Here is a 19,238-nt window from a genome sequence, read left to right as displayed (position 1 = left end):
GCTTGCCTTTTAAGAGTCAGTTTAAAGAAAGATTATTCAGCAGCAGGTGCGTCTTTCTTTTCTGCCGCTTCTTTAATACTTAGACGTACACGGCCTTGACGGTCTACTTCCAGTACTTTAACTTTCACTTCCTGACCTTCAGATAAATGGTCAGAAACTTTTTGTACACGCTCTTCACAGATCTGCGAGATATGTACCAGACCATCTTTACCAGGAAGAATGTTAACGAAAGCACCAAAATCGGCTAAACGTACAACTTTACCTGTGTAGATAGTGCCGACTTCAACTTCAGATGTCAGTGCTTTGATACGGTTGATTGCATCTTCAGCCTGCTCACCCGATGTTGCGGCGATTTTTACTGTACCATCATCTTCAATCTCAATCGTAGTACCGGTTTCTTCACAAAGCTGACGAATAACTGCGCCGCCTTTACCGATAACATCACGGATTTTATCAGTGTTGATTTTCAGTGTGTGAATACGTGGTGCAAATTCAGAGATATCAGAACGGCCCTGGGGAAGAGCCTGATCCATTACTGTTAAGATATGTAAACGTGCAGCTTTTGCCTGGTTTAAAGCAATTTGCATGATTTCACGTGTGATACCTTCAATTTTGATATCCATCTGTAATGCAGTAATACCTTCAGTAGTACCAGCTACTTTAAAGTCCATATCGCCAAGATGATCTTCATCACCTAAGATATCAGAAAGAACAACGAACTCTTCGCCTTCTTTAACAAGACCCATTGCGATACCCGCAACTGATGCTTTAAGCGGTACACCTGCGTCCATCAGTGCAAGAGAAGAACCACAAACAGAAGCCATTGAAGAAGAACCGTTCGATTCAGTGATTTCAGAAACTACACGTACTGTGTACGGGAACTCTTCAACTGTTGGCATAACCGCCAAAACACCACGTTTAGCCAGACGACCGTGACCAATTTCACGACGTTTTGGTGAACCAACAAAACCAGTTTCACCTACACAATATGGAGGAAAGTTGTAATGTAGTAGGAAATGATCTTTCTTCTCACCCATCAGACTGTCAATGATTTGTGCATCACGTTGTGTACCAAGGGTCGCTGTAACTAATGCTTGTGTTTCACCACGGGTAAACAAAGATGAACCGTGAGTACGTGGTAATACACCAGTACGAACGTCAAGAGCACGAACGCTTTCAGGATCACGGCCGTCGATACGAGGCTCACCTTTAATAATACGCGTACGTACAACAGTTTTTTCTAAATCGTGCAGGTATTCACCTACTTGTTTAGCATCTAAGGTTTCATCAGCTGCTAATAGTTTTTCTTTTACTTCTGCAGTGATCGCTTTAACAGCATCGTAACGCTGGCCTTTGTCACTGATTTGATAAGCTTGTTCAAAACGTGCTTGTGCTTCAGTTGCGATTAATGCATCTAATGCCTCATTGCGAACCGGAGCAGCCCAATCCCAAGCTGGACGTGCTACGTCTGCAGCAAACTCTTTGATAGCCTGGATCACTTTTTGTTGTTCATCATGACCGTATACCACGGCGCCAAGCATCACATCTTCGCTGAGAATACCTGCCTCAGATTCAACCATTAAGACAGCGCTGTCAGTACCGGAAACAACAAGGTCTAAGTCACTTGTTTCTAATTCTGTTTTAGTCGGGTTTAGCAGGTATTGACCTTCTTTGTAACCAACACGCGCACAACCGATAGGCCCCTTAAAAGGCATACCTGAGATAGACAATGCGGCTGAGGTTGCAATCATAGCAACGATATCAGGATTAACTTCAGGGTTGATAGAAACAACCGTTGCAATCACTTGTACTTCGTTTTTAAAACCTTCAGGAAAAAGCGGACGCACTGGACGGTCAATAAGACGTGCAATTAAAGTTTCTTCTTCACTTGGTCGACCTTCACGTTTGAAAAAACCACCCGGGATTTTACCCGCAGCATAGGTTTTTTCCTGGTAGTTTACAGTAAGAGGAAAGAAGTCACGCGCTTCACCATCATCCGCTTTACCAACAACAGAAACGAATACACAGGTATCGTCCATACTACACATTACAGCGGCAGTTGCCTGACGGGCAATTACACCCGTTTCCAGAGTGACAGTATGTTCGCCATACTGAAAACTTTTAACAATAGGAGTCATTTTTTTTCCTTTAATAAATTTATATTCTTATGCTTTTTATCGCGGCTACAGTATACGTCAACCACTCACTTTTAAAACATTTTTAGTCTGGTTTTTTTAAAGTTTTTTAAAACAATTAACATTTGTATTTAATGCGTATATATCCGACCGGTATATTTTAAAATCACCGGGCAGTGTTATTTTTAACCACTGCTGAAATATAGTGTCGTAGCCAGATGCCTGCAGCTTCAAGTAATTTGGGTATATACTCTGGATTAGCCGGCTAATGTTAAAGACAGCGATCGCATAAACAATTCAATATTAATTTCATCGATAAGCCAATGACTGAAGCACATAATACTCTGCCTGTTCTTTATTCCCTGCGCCATTGCCCCTATGCGATGCGTGCGCGTATTGCGATTTTCAAATCAAAGCAGCCGGTATTATTACGTGAGATAAAATTATCCAACAAACCACCAGAAATGCTTGCATTGTCAAGCAAAGGCACAGTGCCTTTGCTGGTGATATCGACCTCGGAAGTGATTGTAGAAAGTCTGGATATTATGCTGTACATATTATCTGCAAACGATCCTCATGATTTACTAGAGAAACAGCAGCCGCAGGCGCTAACTGATATGTTGTTATTTATTAAGCGCTTTGATACTCAATTTAGCGCCGCGCTGGATACCTACAAATGTGCAAAACGCTATCGAGAGAGCAACCTTATGGCGTGCCGGCAAGCCTGTGAAATTTATATCCAGGAATTAGAGCAGCAATTAAGCAAACATCAATTTTTAATGTCAGAGAAAGAAAGTCTCGTAGATATTGCGCTGATGCCATTTATTCGCCAGTTTTCAAAGGTAGAAAGGCAATGGTACCAACAATCCCCTTACCCACTAGTCAGGGCCTGGCTTACGCAGTACTTACAAAGCCGCATGTTTACTAAAGTGATGGCACAATATCCGATCTGGGTTGAATGTCATCAAGCAATTATTTTTGGTGATCTGTGACTCAGTAGAGCAACATATAAAAACAGATATAAATACGGTTCAGATTCTCACTTTCTCAAAAATATTGTTGACAGAGATTAAAGCGGATATACTCGCCACTATTATCTTACTTGAGCATAATTAACATTGTTGCGCATATTTCTTTTATTGATCACTCTATTTGCCTCAACGTCGGCTTTTGCTGAAAAAGAGCAGCAAAACTTATCGTGGCAATCTGCAAACACGATAGCGTTGATCAGCAGTACGAAAGTAAATTCGCACCTTGACTTAACCGTTATTTCCTCAGTATCAGCAGCAGATAACACGCAACTGCACCCACTGTCAGAAAGTCACAGTAAATCTATCGACTTTGCACAACCTATCCGCGCGACTATTCGTGCCAGTGTATTAACCAGCAACCTGAATCAAACGCCTGAATATATATTGGTTTACCAGTTGCTTACTGCGCAGCTCGATGTGTTTGCAAATCATGAAAGTAGATTAGCCCAGGAGCCTCCCCCCTGGTTTATGAACTTTTCAGATAACAGCTCTCGCCTTTCTGGCTGGAAAGACAGTAATAGTTTATATACCTCTAAAATTACCTACCACCTTAGTTAACCTCAACGCTTGCGGATCTGAGGGCAACCTTTAGCTGCATATATCCAAAAGCCACATTGTAAATTTATTTATTAAATACCACTTGTCCTGATTTTCGTTTTAAGCCGATCTGTCGCTTAATCAGCTCAAACTTTTGACAAGTGGTAAATACTTTTATTTTACTGCATGCGCCAGTTATAACGCATGCTGAGGTTCCTATGAAACAACCCCATAAAAAGATTAATCATTACTCCAAATGGCAATATATGGTAATTATTTTCATTATTGCCATTCTTGGCCTGAATGCGTTACCGAACTGGTTTGGTGAGAAAGCAGCACTGCATATACAAGGTACTTCAACAACAGTTCCGATGGCCGATAGCGCCACTATATTTAACTTGTTATCCGGGCAGGGCATCAAAGTTGAGCAGATAGAACAAGAAAACAATCAACGTATTGTTTTACTGCATGATAAAACACAACAGCAAAGTGCACGTAATGTACTTGATACCTTGCTGGGTGAACAATACAACGTCGCAATGGCGATGGAATCAGCGAGTCCGAACTGGTTGAAAAAGCTGGGTGCTAAACCGGTTAAATTAGGCTTGGATTTACGCGGTGGTGTGCAGTTTGTCATGGAGGTTGATAGCAACGCAGCATTACTGGAGCGGGATCTAAAAATCAAAGATGACCTTAGTCAGTTATTACGTGAATTTAAAATAGATGATGCCCGCATCGGCACGCTGCAAAACGGCTCTATGGTTTTACGTTACCCGGAAGGAGCAGAGCAACAAATAACACTCATTATGCAGGAGTTAAGCAGACTCTATCCGGAGTTATCTCAACTCAAAAATAGTAACCATGAAATAACCATCCGTGCTAATGAACAATTCGCACAAACCTACCACCAGGAATTAATGCGCCAAAATATTAAAACCATGCGCGATAGAATTGAAGCATTAGGTATTACTGAAGCTGTCGTACAACGCCAGGGTAATAATTTTATCCGCATTGAGCTGCCCGGCGTACAAGATCCTTCACAGGCAAGACGTATCATAGGGGCAACCGCTTCTTTGGACTTCCATCAATTACAAATGCATGGTGGCAGTTTATATAAAAGTAATTCCGGAGAGATGGTTCGCTTAAGCAGAACACCGGTTATGTCAGGTACGCATATCACCGATGCACGCGCTCAGTTTGGAGAGATGGGCTTGCCGGAAGTATTTATCACCTTAGACAGTGCAGGTGGAAAATTGATGTCCGATTTTACTCAAAATAATATCGGCAAACCGATGGCAACGCTGTTCTCGGAGTATCAACAAAATGAACAAGGTGTGTTAGAGAAAAAGAGTAAAGTGATTAACATCGCTACCATACAAGCTCATCTCGGTTCACGTTTTACCATTAGCGGTATGGACAGTGTTCAGGCAACACAAGAGTTAGCAATGTTACTCAAGGCCGGTAGTTTAACTGCCCCGGTGACTATTGTTGAAGAGCGGACTTTAGGCCCTTCATTAGGCGAACAAAATATTAATAATGGCATGGCGGCAATTATCCTGAGTTTAGCCATGATGCTTGTTTTCATGGCACTTTGGTATCGTAAACTGGGTTTAATCGCCAATCTGGCACTGCTGCTTAACTTAGTCTGTCTACTGGGATTATTATCATTGGTTCCCGGTGCCGTGCTTACCTTGCCGGGTATTGCAGGGTTAGTACTGACTATCGGCATGGCGGTTGATACCAATGTGCTTATTTTTGAGCGGATTAAAGAAGAGTTGAAACGCGGAAAAAGCACCGCCTTAGCCATCCATTATGGCTACAAGAATGCCTTAAGCACGATTATGGATGCCAATATCACCACTCTGATCATTGCGCTCATTTTATTCTCCGTCGGTTATGGCCCGATTAAAGGGTTTGCTATCACCCTAGGTTTTGGCATTTTAAGCAGTATGTTTACGGGTATTTATATTTCTCGTGCATTAGTAAATATCTTCATTCATAAATTCTCTAAATCAGCTACATTAACGAAGCAGGTAAACGCATGAAAACACCTAAAACAGGTTTCACCCTGGCACGCTATATCGCCTTATACAGTTCTATTATGCTGGTTTTATTATCACTGTTAGCAATGCAGCTAAAAGGTTTTAATTTCGCAGTAGATTTCACAGGTGGCGTAGTAACAGAGATAAAAACAGATCGGCCGGTTAATCAAAAACAGCTGCAGACAGCCCTAAGTGAAGTGATAAAAGCCCCCTTTTCACTCAGCTATGCCGGCAATGACTCACAATGGTCTGTTCGCCAGGCCGTCAGTGGCGATACAATGCCGGAAACATCGTTATTGATGGACAATATTGACAGCGATTTTACGATTAACGTAGTAAGCTCGAGCGTCATAGGGCCTCAGGTTGGAGACGAGCTTTTTGAAGCAGGTGGTTTAGCGATATTAGCCTCACTAATCGCGATGATGGCTTACCTTTCATTAAGGTTTGAGTGGCGCCTGGCAAGCGGTGCAGTGATTGCTTTATTTCATGACATTATCATTGTATTAGGGGTCTTTTCCTGGCTACAACTTGAATTTGATCTTACTGTATTAGCAGCAATTCTGGCAGTAATAGGTTATTCGTTGAATGACTCGATTGTTATCTCAGACAGAATCAGAGAAATGTTAAGAAGTACAACTGCCGAGGGTTCCTTAAATGAAATTATCAACCGCGCTATTTCATCAACCTTAGCCCGTACCTTAATTACATCTGGCACGACATTAGGCACAGTATCAGCTATCTGGTTATTAGCAGGTCAGCCATTGCAGGGTTTCTCTGTTGCGCTTTTTGTCGGCATTGTAGTGGGTACATTATCATCTGTTTGCTTATCTGCAACCATACCTGAACTATTAAAACTTAAGCGGGAGCACTACCAAATCCAAGAACAGCCACAAGGCATTGAACATGATTAGGGGCGGTTGATGTTTATAGGTCAAGCTTTGCTCAACCTAAAATAACTCCCGGCAAGGCATAGGAAGTGCAGCACTGTTATATGATGTAAAGGATCAATAACGCAGCACAGGCTGCCTTATATAAAACACGCGATAAATTAACAGCCACCAAGCCAGACTACTAAGTCTGGCTTTTTTACTTATGTCTCGTCTTTTACCAAACCTAGCTTCTTCGCTAACGGTTCAATAGCACTGCCTTGTAAAAGCACCGAAAATAATACCACCAGGAAAACCATATGGATCATTTCAACCGAACCTTCAACTCCTGCGGTTGCAGGAATAAGCGCAAACACAATCGGAGTCGCCCCCTTTAAACCAATTGAAGAGATAAACAGACGTTTTTTCCAAGAGGCTTCGACAAATGGCAAATAACACAGCTGCACCGCCAAAGGCCTTGCTACAAAAATAAGCAATAAAGCAGGGATTAATGAAACCCAGAAAACATCCAGTAAATGTTGCGGAAAAATCTGCAGGCCGATAAGAATAAACATCAGCGACTGTGCCAGCCAGGCGAGGCCATTGTAAAAGTGTTTATTAACTTCCCCCCCTCGAACCAGCAGATTACCGATGATCGCCCCGGCAATATAAACTGCCACTAAAACGTTACCGCCAAGCGATTGTGTGCCGTAAACAACAATAATAAAACAGGCAAGAATAAACACCGGAATTAAGCCGTATTCTTCTAATTTAATATGATTAAGCGCCGCTACGCATAATTTACCTAAAACAAAACCAAACAAGCTGCCAACCAGGATTTGCTGCGCCAATAAGATGCTGATGCTTGCAACCGACAGGGTGACGCCTGAGCTGCTTAGCAGAATATCGGTTAATAAGATCACTATCAATAACGCCACCGGATCATTGGTTGCAGACTCAAACTGTAAAACGGTATCAGTATTTTCTTTTAGTTTTAATTTCTTCGACTCCAGAATTGAAAAAACAGCGGCTGCGTCTGTAGATGAAACCACTGCAGCAAACAGCAGGCAGGTTAAAAAATTAAAATCCAATAAATAATATAAAATCAGCGCAAAAAACAGGGTAGTTAAGAGCACGCCAACACTTGATAACATTCCCCCCTCTTTCCAGGCTAATTTGATACTGTTCGTTGACGTATTCAGGCCACCAACAAAAACAATAATATTAAGCGCCATACCGCCAATAAATGAGGTTAACTGCAAATTATCGTAAACAAAATCAAACTCACCATTACCGAAAACCAACCCCACAGACATAAAAATAAGTAATGACGGAATACCTAAGGTTTTAGAAGGATGGTGTAGCAAGATACCGATAGCGACCAGGCTGGCAATACCTATCATTATCATTTCAAAAGACATACTTCCTCCGTTCTAAAAGCCGCACGATAAAGATAGTTAATTCGTTTTAGGATAACTTTAATCGAGAATATAAAGGGATGATATAGCTTTAATTATACTAGAGCGCCATATAGTTTAAAAAAACAGCACCAGCGAGAGCCCAACTGGTCGCAGGTAAGGCAAATTTTTGAAGATCTAGTGGGCCTAAATCGAAAAAATTTAACGCAACATGCGACCATTTGGGCCTCGCCCTTCGGGAGCGCCTAAAAATCGCTCATTCTGTGTTGTGTCAGCTCGAAAGAGATCTCTATTCCTTCGCTAACACGCCTTGCCTGAGCGATTTTTAGTCAGCTCTGGCGTTCGTTTTTTAAACTATATGGAGCTCTAGAGGGATAGAGAAACTATTAACGAAGCGATATCAATCGCTATAAAGATAACTTTAAAACCTGCTGACACAAAATTATTTTGCTGAACATAGAAACAAAAAAAGAGCCCTCAGGCTCTTTTTATAAATTCAGGTTAAGTCAAAATTAACGACGTAGACCTAATTCTGCGATTAATGCTGTGTAAGCAGCAACATCTTTACGCTTTAAGTAGTCAAGTAATTTACGACGTTGACTTACCATGCGTAGTAGACCACGACGGCTGTGGTGATCATGGATGTGCTCTTTGAAGTGACCTTGAAGGTGGTTGATTTGTGCTGTGTATAAAGCAACCTGTACTTCTGAAGAACCAGTATCGTTTTCTGAACGACCAAATTTAGCTACAATCTCAGCTTTCTGTTGTGCACTTAGTGACATAACATACTCCGATATTTTATGGTTATTTAAATAACCGATTTAAATTGTTACCGCCGATCACTAATTCAGCGGTAAAGTGAGCCGCGAATTTTACGGACAATTAATATATTAAGCAATACTTATTCAGCTTAAATTTAATTTAAGTCAGTTAACTGCCGAGTAGCAGTTTATCATCGTCCAGCTCTTCGCCGTCGGAGCGGGCCTGTGAAAACAGATTAAGCAAATCTTTAACCTGATAGTTAGCGCGCTCTTTGCCTTCCAGGTCAAAAATAATCTTGCCTTCATGCAGCATCACCGTCCGCGAGCCATGATCTAAAGCCTGGCGCATGGAGTGGGTCACCATCATCACGGTTAAATGTTTCTCTTCAATAATTTGTGACGAAATATCCATTATCAAAGCTGCCGTTTTGGGGTCCAGCGCAGCGGTATGTTCATCGAGCAGTAAAATGGTGCTCGGCTGCAGTGCCGACATCAGCAGGCTTACCGACTGGCGTTGCCCACCGGACAACAGTCCCATTTCACTGTCAAGACGATCTTCAAGCCCCAGATTCAGGCGGCTTAACTGCTCACGGAAAATACTGCGTAATTTATTATTTAATGCCAGCGACAGTGTTCCGCGTTTTCCCCGTCCGTAGGCAAGGGACATATTCTCCTCCACGGTCAGGTTACCACAGGTTCCCGCCAGCGGATCCTGAAATACCCGGGCAATATCTTTAGTGCGCCCGGTTGCCGGCAGTTTTGTCACATCACGCTCAGCAAAAAAAATCTTACCTTGAGTGGAATTTATATCGCCGGCAATGGTATTGAGCAGGGTTGATTTACCCGCCCCGTTAGAGCCGATAACAGTGACAAATTGTCCCGTTGGGATAGTTAAATCAACGCCTCTTAAGGCAAGTTTTTCGGTAGGCAGACCGCGATTAAAGGTGACATGTAAGTTTTCACAGCGAATCATTGGCTATTCTCCCTTACTGCGCGTTTGGCTTTCCATTCATTACGTATTTTCGGAAATACCAGAGCTAATGCCACCAGCACCGCCGTGATTAAATTCAGATCTGAGGCCTGGAACCCTAAGAAATCAGCATTTAACGCCATCGATACAGCAAGACGATAGAGGATCGAGCCGACAATGCAGCTCATTACAATTACCAGCATCGAGCGGCTGGAGAAGAGAGATTCGCCGATAATAACCGCGGCTAATCCGACCACGATGGTACCAATACCCATAGTTGAATCGGCAAAACCATTAGTCTGTGCGAATAATGCACCGGCAAGTCCGACCAGACCGTTTGACAGGGCTAATCCTACATACACTTTTTCGGTTACAACAATACCGTTTGCCTGTGCCATACGTTTGTTGGAGCCTACCGCACGCATCGCCAGTCCATATTGGGTATACAGGAACCAGGCAACCAGCAGCCCGCCGATAATAGCGCAGATCGCCACAAAGATGACCTTCATATACATATCCGGTAACCCTAGCCCTTCAAAGGGCGTGAGTACCGTCGGCTCGGTTATCAAAGCAACATTCGGTTTACCCATCACCCGGAGGTTGATGGTATATAAGGCCGTCATGGTCAGTATACTGGCCAGCAAATGGAGAATATTAAAACGCAGATTTAACCACGCAGTAACTAACCCGGCACAAGCGGCAGCCAGTGTCCCTAATAAAGTCGCTAAATAGACATTTTGCCCGGCAACAATTAAGGTTGCGGTAACAGCAGCGCCAAGGGTGAAGCTGCCATCAACAGTCAAATCCGGAAAGTCTAAAATGCGGAAGGTGAGATAAACTCCGATGGCAACCAGACCATAAATAAAACCTATCTCTAATGTTCCTAAAAAAGCAAAAGCAGACAATTTAATAACCCTTATTATTCAACAACTTTAGTTGCACGAGCCAGTACTGCGGCAGGGATTTCTATGCCCATTTTAGCAGCCATTTTAGGGTTGACATATAAGCTGGTGCCCTCGGCTAATTTCACATCAATCATGCCTGGTTTTTCACCTTTTAAAATACGCACAACAATATCACCTGTCTGGCGGCCCAAATCTCCGTAATCATAACCAACAGCGGCGACAGCGCCACGTTCTACTGAATCAGTATCGGCAGCAAATACCGGAATTTGCGCATCCATTCCAACCTTCACAACAGATTCAAAAGCACTGACAATAGTATTGTCTGTCGAACAGTAGATAGCATCCACTTTACCAACCAGCTGCTTCGACGCGATCATCACATCAGATGACTTTGGCGCAGGCGATTCAATAACCGTAACACCTACCTCCTGTGCGGCTTCCTTAAGCGCATTAACTATTGATACCGAGTTTGCTTCACCGGGATTGTAAGGTACGCCAATGGTTTTCAGGTTAGGCAAAAACTCCTGAATTAAAGCAAGCTGTTGTTTAACATTAACCATATCTGACAAGCCGGTTACATTGCCACCAGGTTGAATTAACGTGCTGACCAGTTTCGCCCCGACAGGATCGGTTACCGCTGAAAACACCACCGGAATATCTTTACTCGCACTGGCAGCTGCTTGTGCTGAAGGCGTGGCAATAGCGACAATAACGTCAGGTGCATCACCCACCATTTTCCGTGCTATTTGAGCTGCGATGGCCGGTTGTCCCTGCGCACTTTCATAGGTGAACTTCAGATTTTCATCTGTATAGCCATTTTCATTGAGAACCTCTTTAATACCATCGCGTACAGCATCAAGTGCAGGATGCTCCACAATCGCCGTGGTCGCCACATAAACAGTTTCAGCCTGCAGGCTGCTACACAAAACAGCAGCAGATAATGCTATTGCTTTACAGATTGAAGTTAGCTTCATTTTATAATTCCCTCTATAACTTTAATAATTATTTTGAACTGGTTAGTGCGCTGATTTGAGGCGCTCTGCGGGCATTCTTGCTAGAGTGAATCTAACCATATCAGCTAAATTAGGCAATGTAAAAAACCCTATTAATAAAATGCCATATCGGTAACTTTATCTTTTATAAATAGTTTAGGGGGATTAGCGGCGGGCTATCAGTTATCAGTTATCAGTTATCAGTTATCAGTTATCAGTTATCAGTTATCAGTTATCAGCTAACGACTAACGACTAACCGTTGACGGCTGAGGACTGACGACTGACAATTTATATCTGGTCAGTTGTCTAATTCAAGTGCAATGCAGGTGCAGCCCTGTGCACAACTAATACCCGGTTCGCCTTGACTGGAAACCGATAATGTTAATGGCTGACGGCAGGTAGCACAAAGTACTGTTTCACCTTTACCTATTTTCTTAATCAAATTGCGTTGTTCGTTAAATGATTTTGCGGTTGATTTGTTAATTGCTGAGAAGTCTAGTTTTGTCATTATTGTTTTCTCGATCTGAGAGCTGACAGCCTATAGCCGTCAGCCTTCTATTTTACAAGTTCGCCAACCGTTTTGGCGCGATTAAACCTGCATCATTCATCTCACCCACACCAATAAAAGTATGGGCTTCTCCAACAGTTATACGCACGATAGTATTATCCGGCGCACCAAAAACTTGCACCGGTTGACCATGGAGAACGTACTCCCCCATCTCATCGCTGATATTCACTTCGGGGTAGTTTTTAACCGCTGTATCCATCGGCAGTAAAAGTGGATCTAATAACTCGTACGGGCTGATATCCGCTTCTTTCGCCTGCTCAATTAACGCTTCCAATTGTTCAATGGTAACCATTTTCTCATATGGATAATCAGCGACCTGAGTACGGCGCAGCATAGAAACATGGGCACCGCAACCTAATAACTCGCCCAGATCATCAACGATAGTACGGATATAGGTGCCTTTGCTGACATGGATATCTAAATCAACTTCATCTTCTTCAAAGCGTAATAAGTTAACTTCATAAACAGTAATAGGACGCGCTTCACGCTCGATGGTGATCCCTTCCCGGGCATATTTATACAGCGGTTGGCCCTGATGCTTCAACGCAGAAAACATAGAAGGAACCTGCAGAATATCACCACGAAATGTATCAATCGCACTGTCAAGCTGCTGTTGTGTAATATTAACCGGGCGCTCACTTACTACATCACCCTGAGAATCACTGGTAGTGGTTCGCACACCTAATTTTGCAGTAACGGTATAACGTTTATCGGAATCAAGTAAGAACTGAGAAAATTTAGTAGCTTCACCTAAACAAACGGGCAGCATCCCCGTAGCAAGCGGATCCAACGCGCCTGTATGCCCTGCTTTATTAGCGAAGAAAATGCGTTTGACACGTTGTAATGCATGGTTTGAGCTGATGTCTGTGGGTTTATCCAATAAAACAATGCCGTTTATTGAACGCCCCTTTCCCCGTCTTGCCATTACTCGTCGTCCTCTTCCGTTCTGCCTGATGCCGCTAATTTACTCTTATCCACTTTTACGGCACCACTCACCAATTCAGAAATACGCAAACCTTCTGTTAACGTACTGTCAAAAGTGAAACGAATTTCCGGCACAATACGTAAGCGCATCGCTTTACCCAATAAACGGCGTATGTAACCAGACGCTGCGTTCAGACCTTTAAGTGACTCTTCATTGGTTTGGTCACCAATGGTTAAAAAGGTAACAAATACGGTAGCGTAGGCCAAGTCACGAGTAATATCTACACCTGAGATAGTCACCATGCCAATACGCGGATCTTTTACTTCCTGCTGCAATATACGTGCAAGCTCTTTTTGTACCTGCTGCGATACACGGGAAGTTCGGCTATATTCTTTTGCCATTTGTAACTCCTGCATCAATAAATTGATGATTAATCTTTATAAATAAGAATGGAGGCATATAGCCTCCATCCCTTAAGCTGAAGGTCGTTGGAAATTATAGAGTACGTTTAACTTCAACAACTTCAAATACTTCTATTTGGTCGCCAACGCGTACATCATTGTAGTTTTTAACACCTACACCACATTCCATACCATTGCGCACTTCGTTTGCATCATCTTTAAAGCGGCGCAGAGACTCAAGCGCACCTTCGTAGATTACCACGTTATCACGCAGTACACGGATAGGATTATTACGCTTGATAATACCTTCTGTCACCATACACCCGGCAATTGCACCAATTTTTGGTGATTTAAAGACATCACGTACTTCAGCAAGACCGATAATCTCCTGTCTGAATTCAGGCGCTAATAATCCGCCCATCGCAGCACGCACTTCATCAATCAGATCATAGATAATGCTGTAATAATGCAGATCCACGCCTTCATTATCGATCAATTTACGCGCTGTTGCATCAGCACGCACGTTAAAGCCGATCAGGATAGCACCGGAAGCTGATGCCAAAGATGCATCAGTTTCTGTAATACCACCCACACCACGACCAATGATATTTACTTTAACTTCATCAGTAGACAGTTTATTTAATGAATCACAGATAGCTTCAAGTGAGCCCTGCACATCGGCTTTAAGCACCACGTTAAGCTCGGAAACTTCACCCGATTCCATATTGGTAAACATGTTTTCAAGTTTAGCTTTTTGCTGACGGGCCAGTTTAATATCACGGAATTTACCCTGACGGTATAATGCAACTTCACGCGCTTTTTTCTCATCACGTACGACAGTCGCTTCATCACCCGCCTGCGGTACGCCGGAGAGACCTAGTACCTCAACAGGAATCGACGGACCGGCAGATTCAATCGGTTTACCGTTTTCATCGCGCATTGCACGTACACGGCCATATTCAAGGCCACATAATATAATATCACCCTGCTTTAACTCACCCTGCTGAACAAGAATAGAGGCAACCGGACCGCGTCCTTTATCAAGACGGGATTCGATAACAATACCCGATGCAGGACCTGTTGCTACCGCTTCTAAATCAAGCATTTCGGCTTGTAAAAGAATACTGTCGAGTAAGTCATCAACGCCGGTACCCACTTTTGCTGAAACGTGAGCGAAGATGTTTTCACCGCCCCATTCTTCAGAAATAATGTCATGTTGAGAAAGTTCATTTTTAACCCGATCTAAATCCGTACCTTCTTTATCAATTTTATTTACTGCAACAATCAGAGGTACACCAGCAGCTTTTGCATGCTGAATAGCTTCAATTGTTTGTGGCATTACGCCATCATCTGCAGCAACAACCAATACTACGATATCAGTCGCTTTGGCACCACGAGAACGCATTGCTGTAAAGGCCGCGTGTCCTGGTGTATCCAGGAATGAAATCATACCCTTATCGGTATCTACATGGTAAGCACCGATATGCTGGGTAATACCACCGGCTTCGCCATCAGCAACTTTGGCACGACGAATATAGTCCAGTAGAGAGGTTTTACCATGGTCAACGTGGCCCATGATGGTCACAACAGGTGCACGAGAAGTCTTCTCACCACCTTCTTGCGCTTCAGCCAGTACCGCTTCCTCTAACTCATTTTCTTTAGTAAGAATAACCTTGTGGCCCATCTCTTCAGCAACAATCGTTGCTGTTTCCTGATCAATCACCTGGTTAATGGTTGCCATTGCACCCATTTTCATCATGGCTTTAATCACTTCAGTCGCTTTTACCGCCATTTTATTAGCAAGTTCAGCAACAGAGATCGTTTCACCAATTTTCACATCGCGTTCAACAGGAGCAGCTGGTTTTTCAAATGCCTGTTGCAGCGCAGAAGGTGTTGACGGACGTTGTTTTTTACCACGACGAGGACGGTGCCCGTGGTTTTGTTCTTCCGCTTTTACAACTGCAGCTGCTTTCTTCTTCTTCTTGCGACGAGAAGGACCTTCAGCTTTAGAGTCGGAAGCATCTTCTGCTGCCTGTGCTGCTTTTGATGAGGTTAAGTGGTAATCCGCACCTTCCGCTGCTTTTTTACGTGCAGCTTCTTCTTCAGCCCAACGAGCGGAGTTTTCTTCTGCAAGTTTTTTAGCTTCTTCCGCCTGACGAGCGGCTTTCTGTTCTGCTTTAGCTAATGCTTCCTGCTCCGCTTTTTTACGCAGTTCTGCCGCTTCTTTTTCTAACTCAATCTGCTCAGCTGTTTTTTCTGATTTCACAGTTGTGTTCTTTTCTTTATTCGCAAGCGCAGCTTTTTTAGCTTTTTCATCGGCTTCTTTTTTAGCTGCTAATTTCTCTGCCTGCGCTTTTTCAGCAAGTAGTTTTTTCGCTTCAATTTCAGCATCTAATCGAGCTTGTTCAACTTGTTGCTCTGCCAGTTCAGCAGCTTGTTTTTCCTGAATTTCAGTTTCAGAACGCTTAACGTAGGTACGTTTTTTGCGCACTTCAACCTGAACAGCTTTAGCCTGTCCGGTAGAGCCTTTTACATTTAAGGTACTTTTAGTTTTACGCTGCAGCACCATTTTGGTTTTCGTTTCGCCGCCATGCTGTTTCTGCAAAAAGGTCGTTAAGGTTTGTTTTTCCTGCAAGCTTACCTTATCCGATACTGATTTTTTAATACCGGCATCAGCGAACTGTTTAACTAATACTTCTGCAGATTTATTTAAATCTTTGGCAAGGTCTTTAAGTAAAATGTCTGTCATTATTATTTCTCCTATCTGATGCTTATTCAGCGTCGTCGCTGAACCAACAGATGTTACGAGCAGCCATAATCAGCTCCCCTGCTTTTGCTTCGTTCAGTTCTTCAATTTCAAGTAAGTCATCAACAGCCTGTTCTGCAAGATCTTCAAGGGTAATAATACCTTTACTTGCGAGAACAAATGCTAAATGACCATCCAAACCTTCAAGCGCTAGAAGATCATCTGCTGGTTTTGCATCTTCTAAATTTTCTTCATCTGCGAGTGCTTTGGTTGCTAAAAAGTCTTTGGCGCGAGAGCGTAACTCATCGATCATCTCTTCATCCAGGCCATCGATAGCAAGCAATTCATTGATTGGCACATACGCTATCTCTTCTAATGAACTGAACCCTTCTTCAACCAATACGGAAGCGAACTCTTCATCAATTTCCAGTGCCTGAGTGAATACATTGATAACACTGTCGGCTTCAGCCTGATGTTTTTCACGTAATTGCTCAACGGTCATTACATTAAGCTCCCAACCGGTAAGTTGAGATGCTAAACGAACATTTTGACCATTACGTCCAATCGCCTGTGCTAAATTATCTTCTTCAACGGCAATATCCATGCTGTGAGAATCTTCATCAACAACAATAGATGACACTTCAGCAGGTGACATGGCATTGATTGCAAATTGCGCAGGGTTTTCATCCCATAAAATGATATCAACACGCTCTCCACCTAATTCACTGGAAACAGCCTGTACACGCGCACCACGCATACCAACACAAGCTCCGATAGGATCTATACGTTTATCATTTGATTTCACAGCAATTTTTGCACGCGAACCGGGATCACGGGCAGCACCGACAAGGTCGATCATCTCTTCAGCAATTTCAGGCACTTCCAAACGGAAAAGTTCAATTAAGACTTCCGGTTGGGTACGCGTCATAAACAGTTGTGCGCCGCGTGCTTCAGGGCGTACGGCAAATAACAGTCCGCGTAAACGATCGCCGGGACGGAAGTTTTCACGCGGTAACATCTCATCACGGAAAATAACCGCTTCGGCATTACCGCCCAGATCCAGTAAAATATTATCGCGATTCATACGCTTAACAACACCGGTAATCAGCTCACCTTCCTGCTCTGCGTATTGTGCTACCACTTGCGCACGCTCAGCTTCACGTACTTTCTGCACGATCACTTGTTTTGCTGTTTGCGTAGTAATACGGTCAAATTTTACCGATTCAATCTGATCTTCGATATATTCGCCAACTTTGATTTCAGGATTTTCATATTCCGCTGCTTCAAAAGTGATTTCATGGCATGGATTTTCCATTTTAGCATCAGATTCAAGCACTAACCAGCGACGAAAGGTTTCAAATTCACCCGTCTCACGGTCGATCTCAACACGCACTTCTATATCGTTTTCATATTTCTTTTTAGTTGCAATCGCTAGCGCGCTTTCCAATGCCTGGAAAATCGCTTCACGTGGCAGTGCCTTCTCATTAGATACTGCTTCTACCACAAGTAAAATTTCTTTATTCATCTGTAATCGCCTTAATTATCAAATTTTGGAACAATATTCGCTTTCTGAATATTGCTCAAAGCAAAACGCTCTTCTTTGCCGTCCACATTAAGACAAATAATTTCATCTTCGGCAGAAACAATCACACCTTTCCATCTGCGACGGTTTTGAATCGGCATTCTTAGTTGTACTTTTACTTCTTCTCCAGCAAACATCTGATAATGTTCTGCCTTAAACAGAGGGCGGTCGAGACCGGGAGATGAAACTTCCAGTGTATATTCATTAGTTATCGGATCTTCAACATCCATAATTGCGCTAACCTGGCGGCTCACAGCCGCGCAGTCATCAACCAAAATACCGGCTTCCTGATCAATATAAATGCGTAATATTGAATGTTTGCCTGCACGAATATATTCGATACCAACCAATTCGTAGCCAAGATCTTCAACACTGGGTGTCAACATCTCGGTGATACGTTCTTCTAAACTTGCCAAACTTATCCCCTTTCAGAAACAAAAAAAGGGCATACAGCCCTAATTAATTAACAACTTATGTTTATTAAAAACAAACATAAGTTGTCACTTCACGATGTGAAAAATAAATTTCAACTTCGCAAATAACAAAAAAGCCCCAATAAATTGGAGCTTCATTCATTTTGTCCAGTTAACTGAACAAGATATTGTGATTATAAATACAATATCGAATGTACTATGAGTTGAGGTTATTACCTGCAATCTTCACCTGTCTTTACAAACGCGAGTATTAAATTAGCTATGCTATAAACCCCGGTTTAATTTATGAGCGCCAGTATAACCAAACTGTTATTTCTAAGCAATCATTTTACTTTAATATATTGGTGCGGATAGAGAGACTTGAACTCTCACGACCGAAGTCATAGCCCCCTCAAGGCTACGTGTCTACCAATTCCACCATATCCGCATATTTTATTCTGGTATTACACCTGATGTATCTTCTTCTACTGGAATATCAACTACTTCTTCAACTTCAAGGTTGGAGAATTTATCGTCAGCAGTCACTTTATGAGTAGAAAGATTACCCAATACCAAGCTTAGAACAAAAAACATTACTGCCAGTATAGCCGTCGTACGCGTCATAAAGTTACCCGCACCACTTGCACCAAATACTGTATTTGAAGCGCCAGAGCCAAAAGAAGCTCCCATACCAGCTCCTTTACCTTGCTGAATTAATACAAATCCAATTAAGATTAGAGCAACAATCAAATAAACAACTAACAGTATCTCATACATAAAAACTACCTAATTCCACCAGAAAAAATCATTGCGCTCGTTCTAAGAAGCGAGCGAATACTACCGAAAACGCAAGTGAATCACAAGAGAATAAAATGACTATTTTGCTGTTTTAAGCGGACGACAGTCCGACCGCTTAAAATTCACACAAAACAATACGCTTTCAGA

General features: G+C 42.7%; 17 protein-coding genes and 1 tRNA gene. 4 read left to right on the top strand and 14 right to left on the bottom strand.

Annotated features, from left to right (window positions below):
- Positions 1–32: 32 nt before the first annotated feature.
- On the bottom strand, positions 33–2,138 hold the full coding sequence (pnp, locus tag ABZA00_RS02520; protein WP_372880573.1) for a polyribonucleotide nucleotidyltransferase: 2,106 nt from the start codon (positions 2,136–2,138) through the stop codon (positions 33–35).
- Positions 2,139–2,458: 320 nt separating this feature from the next.
- On the opposite strand from pnp, the gene ABZA00_RS02515 reads away from it, so the two are divergent.
- The 4 genes from ABZA00_RS02515 (at position 2,459) to secF (ending at position 6,656) form a co-directional block, all read left to right on the top strand.
- Positions 2,459–3,127 (top strand): glutathione S-transferase, encoded by a 669-nt coding sequence (locus tag ABZA00_RS02515; protein WP_372880572.1) that lies wholly within the window; start codon positions 2,459–2,461, stop codon positions 3,125–3,127.
- A 129-nt stretch (positions 3,128–3,256) separates the two neighbouring features.
- Entirely contained in the window at positions 3,257–3,724 is a 468-nt protein-coding gene (locus ABZA00_RS02510) for a hypothetical protein (RefSeq protein WP_372880571.1), read from the top strand.
- A 197-nt stretch (positions 3,725–3,921) separates the two neighbouring features.
- Positions 3,922–5,748: a protein translocase subunit SecD gene (secD, locus tag ABZA00_RS02505; protein ID WP_372880570.1), complete on the top strand. Its 1,827-nt coding sequence runs from the start codon at positions 3,922–3,924 to the stop codon at positions 5,746–5,748.
- On the top strand, positions 5,745–6,656 hold the full coding sequence (gene secF, locus ABZA00_RS02500) for a protein translocase subunit SecF (protein ID WP_372880569.1): 912 nt from the start codon (positions 5,745–5,747) through the stop codon (positions 6,654–6,656). The genes secD and secF overlap by 4 nt, the downstream gene beginning before the upstream one ends.
- 179 nt (positions 6,657–6,835) lie before the next feature.
- Here the strand turns inward: secF and ABZA00_RS02495 are convergent, their stop codons facing one another.
- The 13 genes from ABZA00_RS02495 to secG all read right to left on the bottom strand — a co-directional run bounded on the left by ABZA00_RS02495 (position 6,836) and on the right by secG (position 19,070).
- On the bottom strand, positions 6,836–8,032 hold the full coding sequence (locus ABZA00_RS02495; protein ID WP_372880568.1) for a potassium/proton antiporter: 1,197 nt from the start codon (positions 8,030–8,032) through the stop codon (positions 6,836–6,838).
- A 509-nt stretch (positions 8,033–8,541) separates the two neighbouring features.
- Positions 8,542–8,811: a 30S ribosomal protein S15 gene (gene rpsO / locus ABZA00_RS02490; protein WP_372880567.1), complete on the bottom strand. Its 270-nt coding sequence runs from the start codon at positions 8,809–8,811 to the stop codon at positions 8,542–8,544.
- A 148-nt stretch (positions 8,812–8,959) separates the two neighbouring features.
- Positions 8,960–9,763 carry an ABC transporter ATP-binding protein gene (locus tag ABZA00_RS02485; RefSeq protein ID WP_372880566.1) on the bottom strand — a complete coding sequence of 268 codons (804 nt, stop codon included), beginning with the start codon at positions 9,761–9,763 and terminating at the stop codon, positions 8,960–8,962.
- Positions 9,760–10,665: an ABC transporter permease gene (locus ABZA00_RS02480; protein ID WP_372880565.1), complete on the bottom strand. Its 906-nt coding sequence runs from the start codon at positions 10,663–10,665 to the stop codon at positions 9,760–9,762. The genes ABZA00_RS02485 and ABZA00_RS02480 overlap by 4 nt, the downstream gene beginning before the upstream one ends.
- Before the next feature lie 14 nt (positions 10,666–10,679).
- Entirely contained in the window at positions 10,680–11,639 is a 960-nt protein-coding gene (locus ABZA00_RS02475; RefSeq protein WP_372880564.1) for an ABC transporter substrate-binding protein, read from the bottom strand.
- 317 nt (positions 11,640–11,956) lie between these two features.
- Entirely contained in the window at positions 11,957–12,166 is a 210-nt protein-coding gene (locus ABZA00_RS02470; RefSeq protein ID WP_372880563.1) for a hypothetical protein, read from the bottom strand.
- Between the two features lie 52 nt (positions 12,167–12,218).
- Positions 12,219–13,151 carry a tRNA pseudouridine(55) synthase TruB gene (truB, locus tag ABZA00_RS02465; RefSeq protein WP_372880562.1) on the bottom strand — a complete coding sequence of 311 codons (933 nt, stop codon included), beginning with the start codon at positions 13,149–13,151 and terminating at the stop codon, positions 12,219–12,221.
- Positions 13,151–13,552: a 30S ribosome-binding factor RbfA gene (rbfA, locus tag ABZA00_RS02460; protein ID WP_372880561.1), complete on the bottom strand. Its 402-nt coding sequence runs from the start codon at positions 13,550–13,552 to the stop codon at positions 13,151–13,153. Before rbfA ends, truB begins: the two co-directional genes overlap by 1 nt.
- A 94-nt stretch (positions 13,553–13,646) precedes the next feature.
- Complete coding sequence (infB, locus tag ABZA00_RS02455) at positions 13,647–16,301, bottom strand: translation initiation factor IF-2 (protein ID WP_372880560.1); 2,655 nt, start codon at positions 16,299–16,301, stop codon at positions 13,647–13,649.
- A 22-nt stretch (positions 16,302–16,323) separates the two neighbouring features.
- Positions 16,324–17,823, bottom strand: coding sequence for a transcription termination factor NusA (gene nusA, locus ABZA00_RS02450; protein WP_372880559.1), 1,500 nt, complete (start codon positions 17,821–17,823; stop codon positions 16,324–16,326).
- 11 nt (positions 17,824–17,834) lie between these two features.
- Complete coding sequence (rimP, locus tag ABZA00_RS02445; RefSeq protein WP_372880558.1) at positions 17,835–18,296, bottom strand: ribosome maturation factor RimP; 462 nt, start codon at positions 18,294–18,296, stop codon at positions 17,835–17,837.
- A 360-nt stretch (positions 18,297–18,656) separates the two neighbouring features.
- Positions 18,657–18,741 (bottom strand) — tRNA-Leu (locus ABZA00_RS02440).
- Between the two features lie 5 nt (positions 18,742–18,746).
- Positions 18,747–19,070, bottom strand: a complete 324-nt coding sequence (gene secG / locus ABZA00_RS02435) for a preprotein translocase subunit SecG (protein ID WP_372880557.1) — start codon at positions 19,068–19,070, stop codon at positions 18,747–18,749.
- Positions 19,071–19,238: the final 168 nt, after the last annotated feature.

It is taken from the genome of Psychromonas sp. (assembly GCF_041586535.1).
Lineage (GTDB): Bacteria > Pseudomonadota > Gammaproteobacteria > Enterobacterales > Psychromonadaceae > Psychromonas.
The sequence above is the reverse complement of the archived record's forward strand: the minus strand, read 5'-3'. Positions and strand labels throughout refer to the sequence as shown.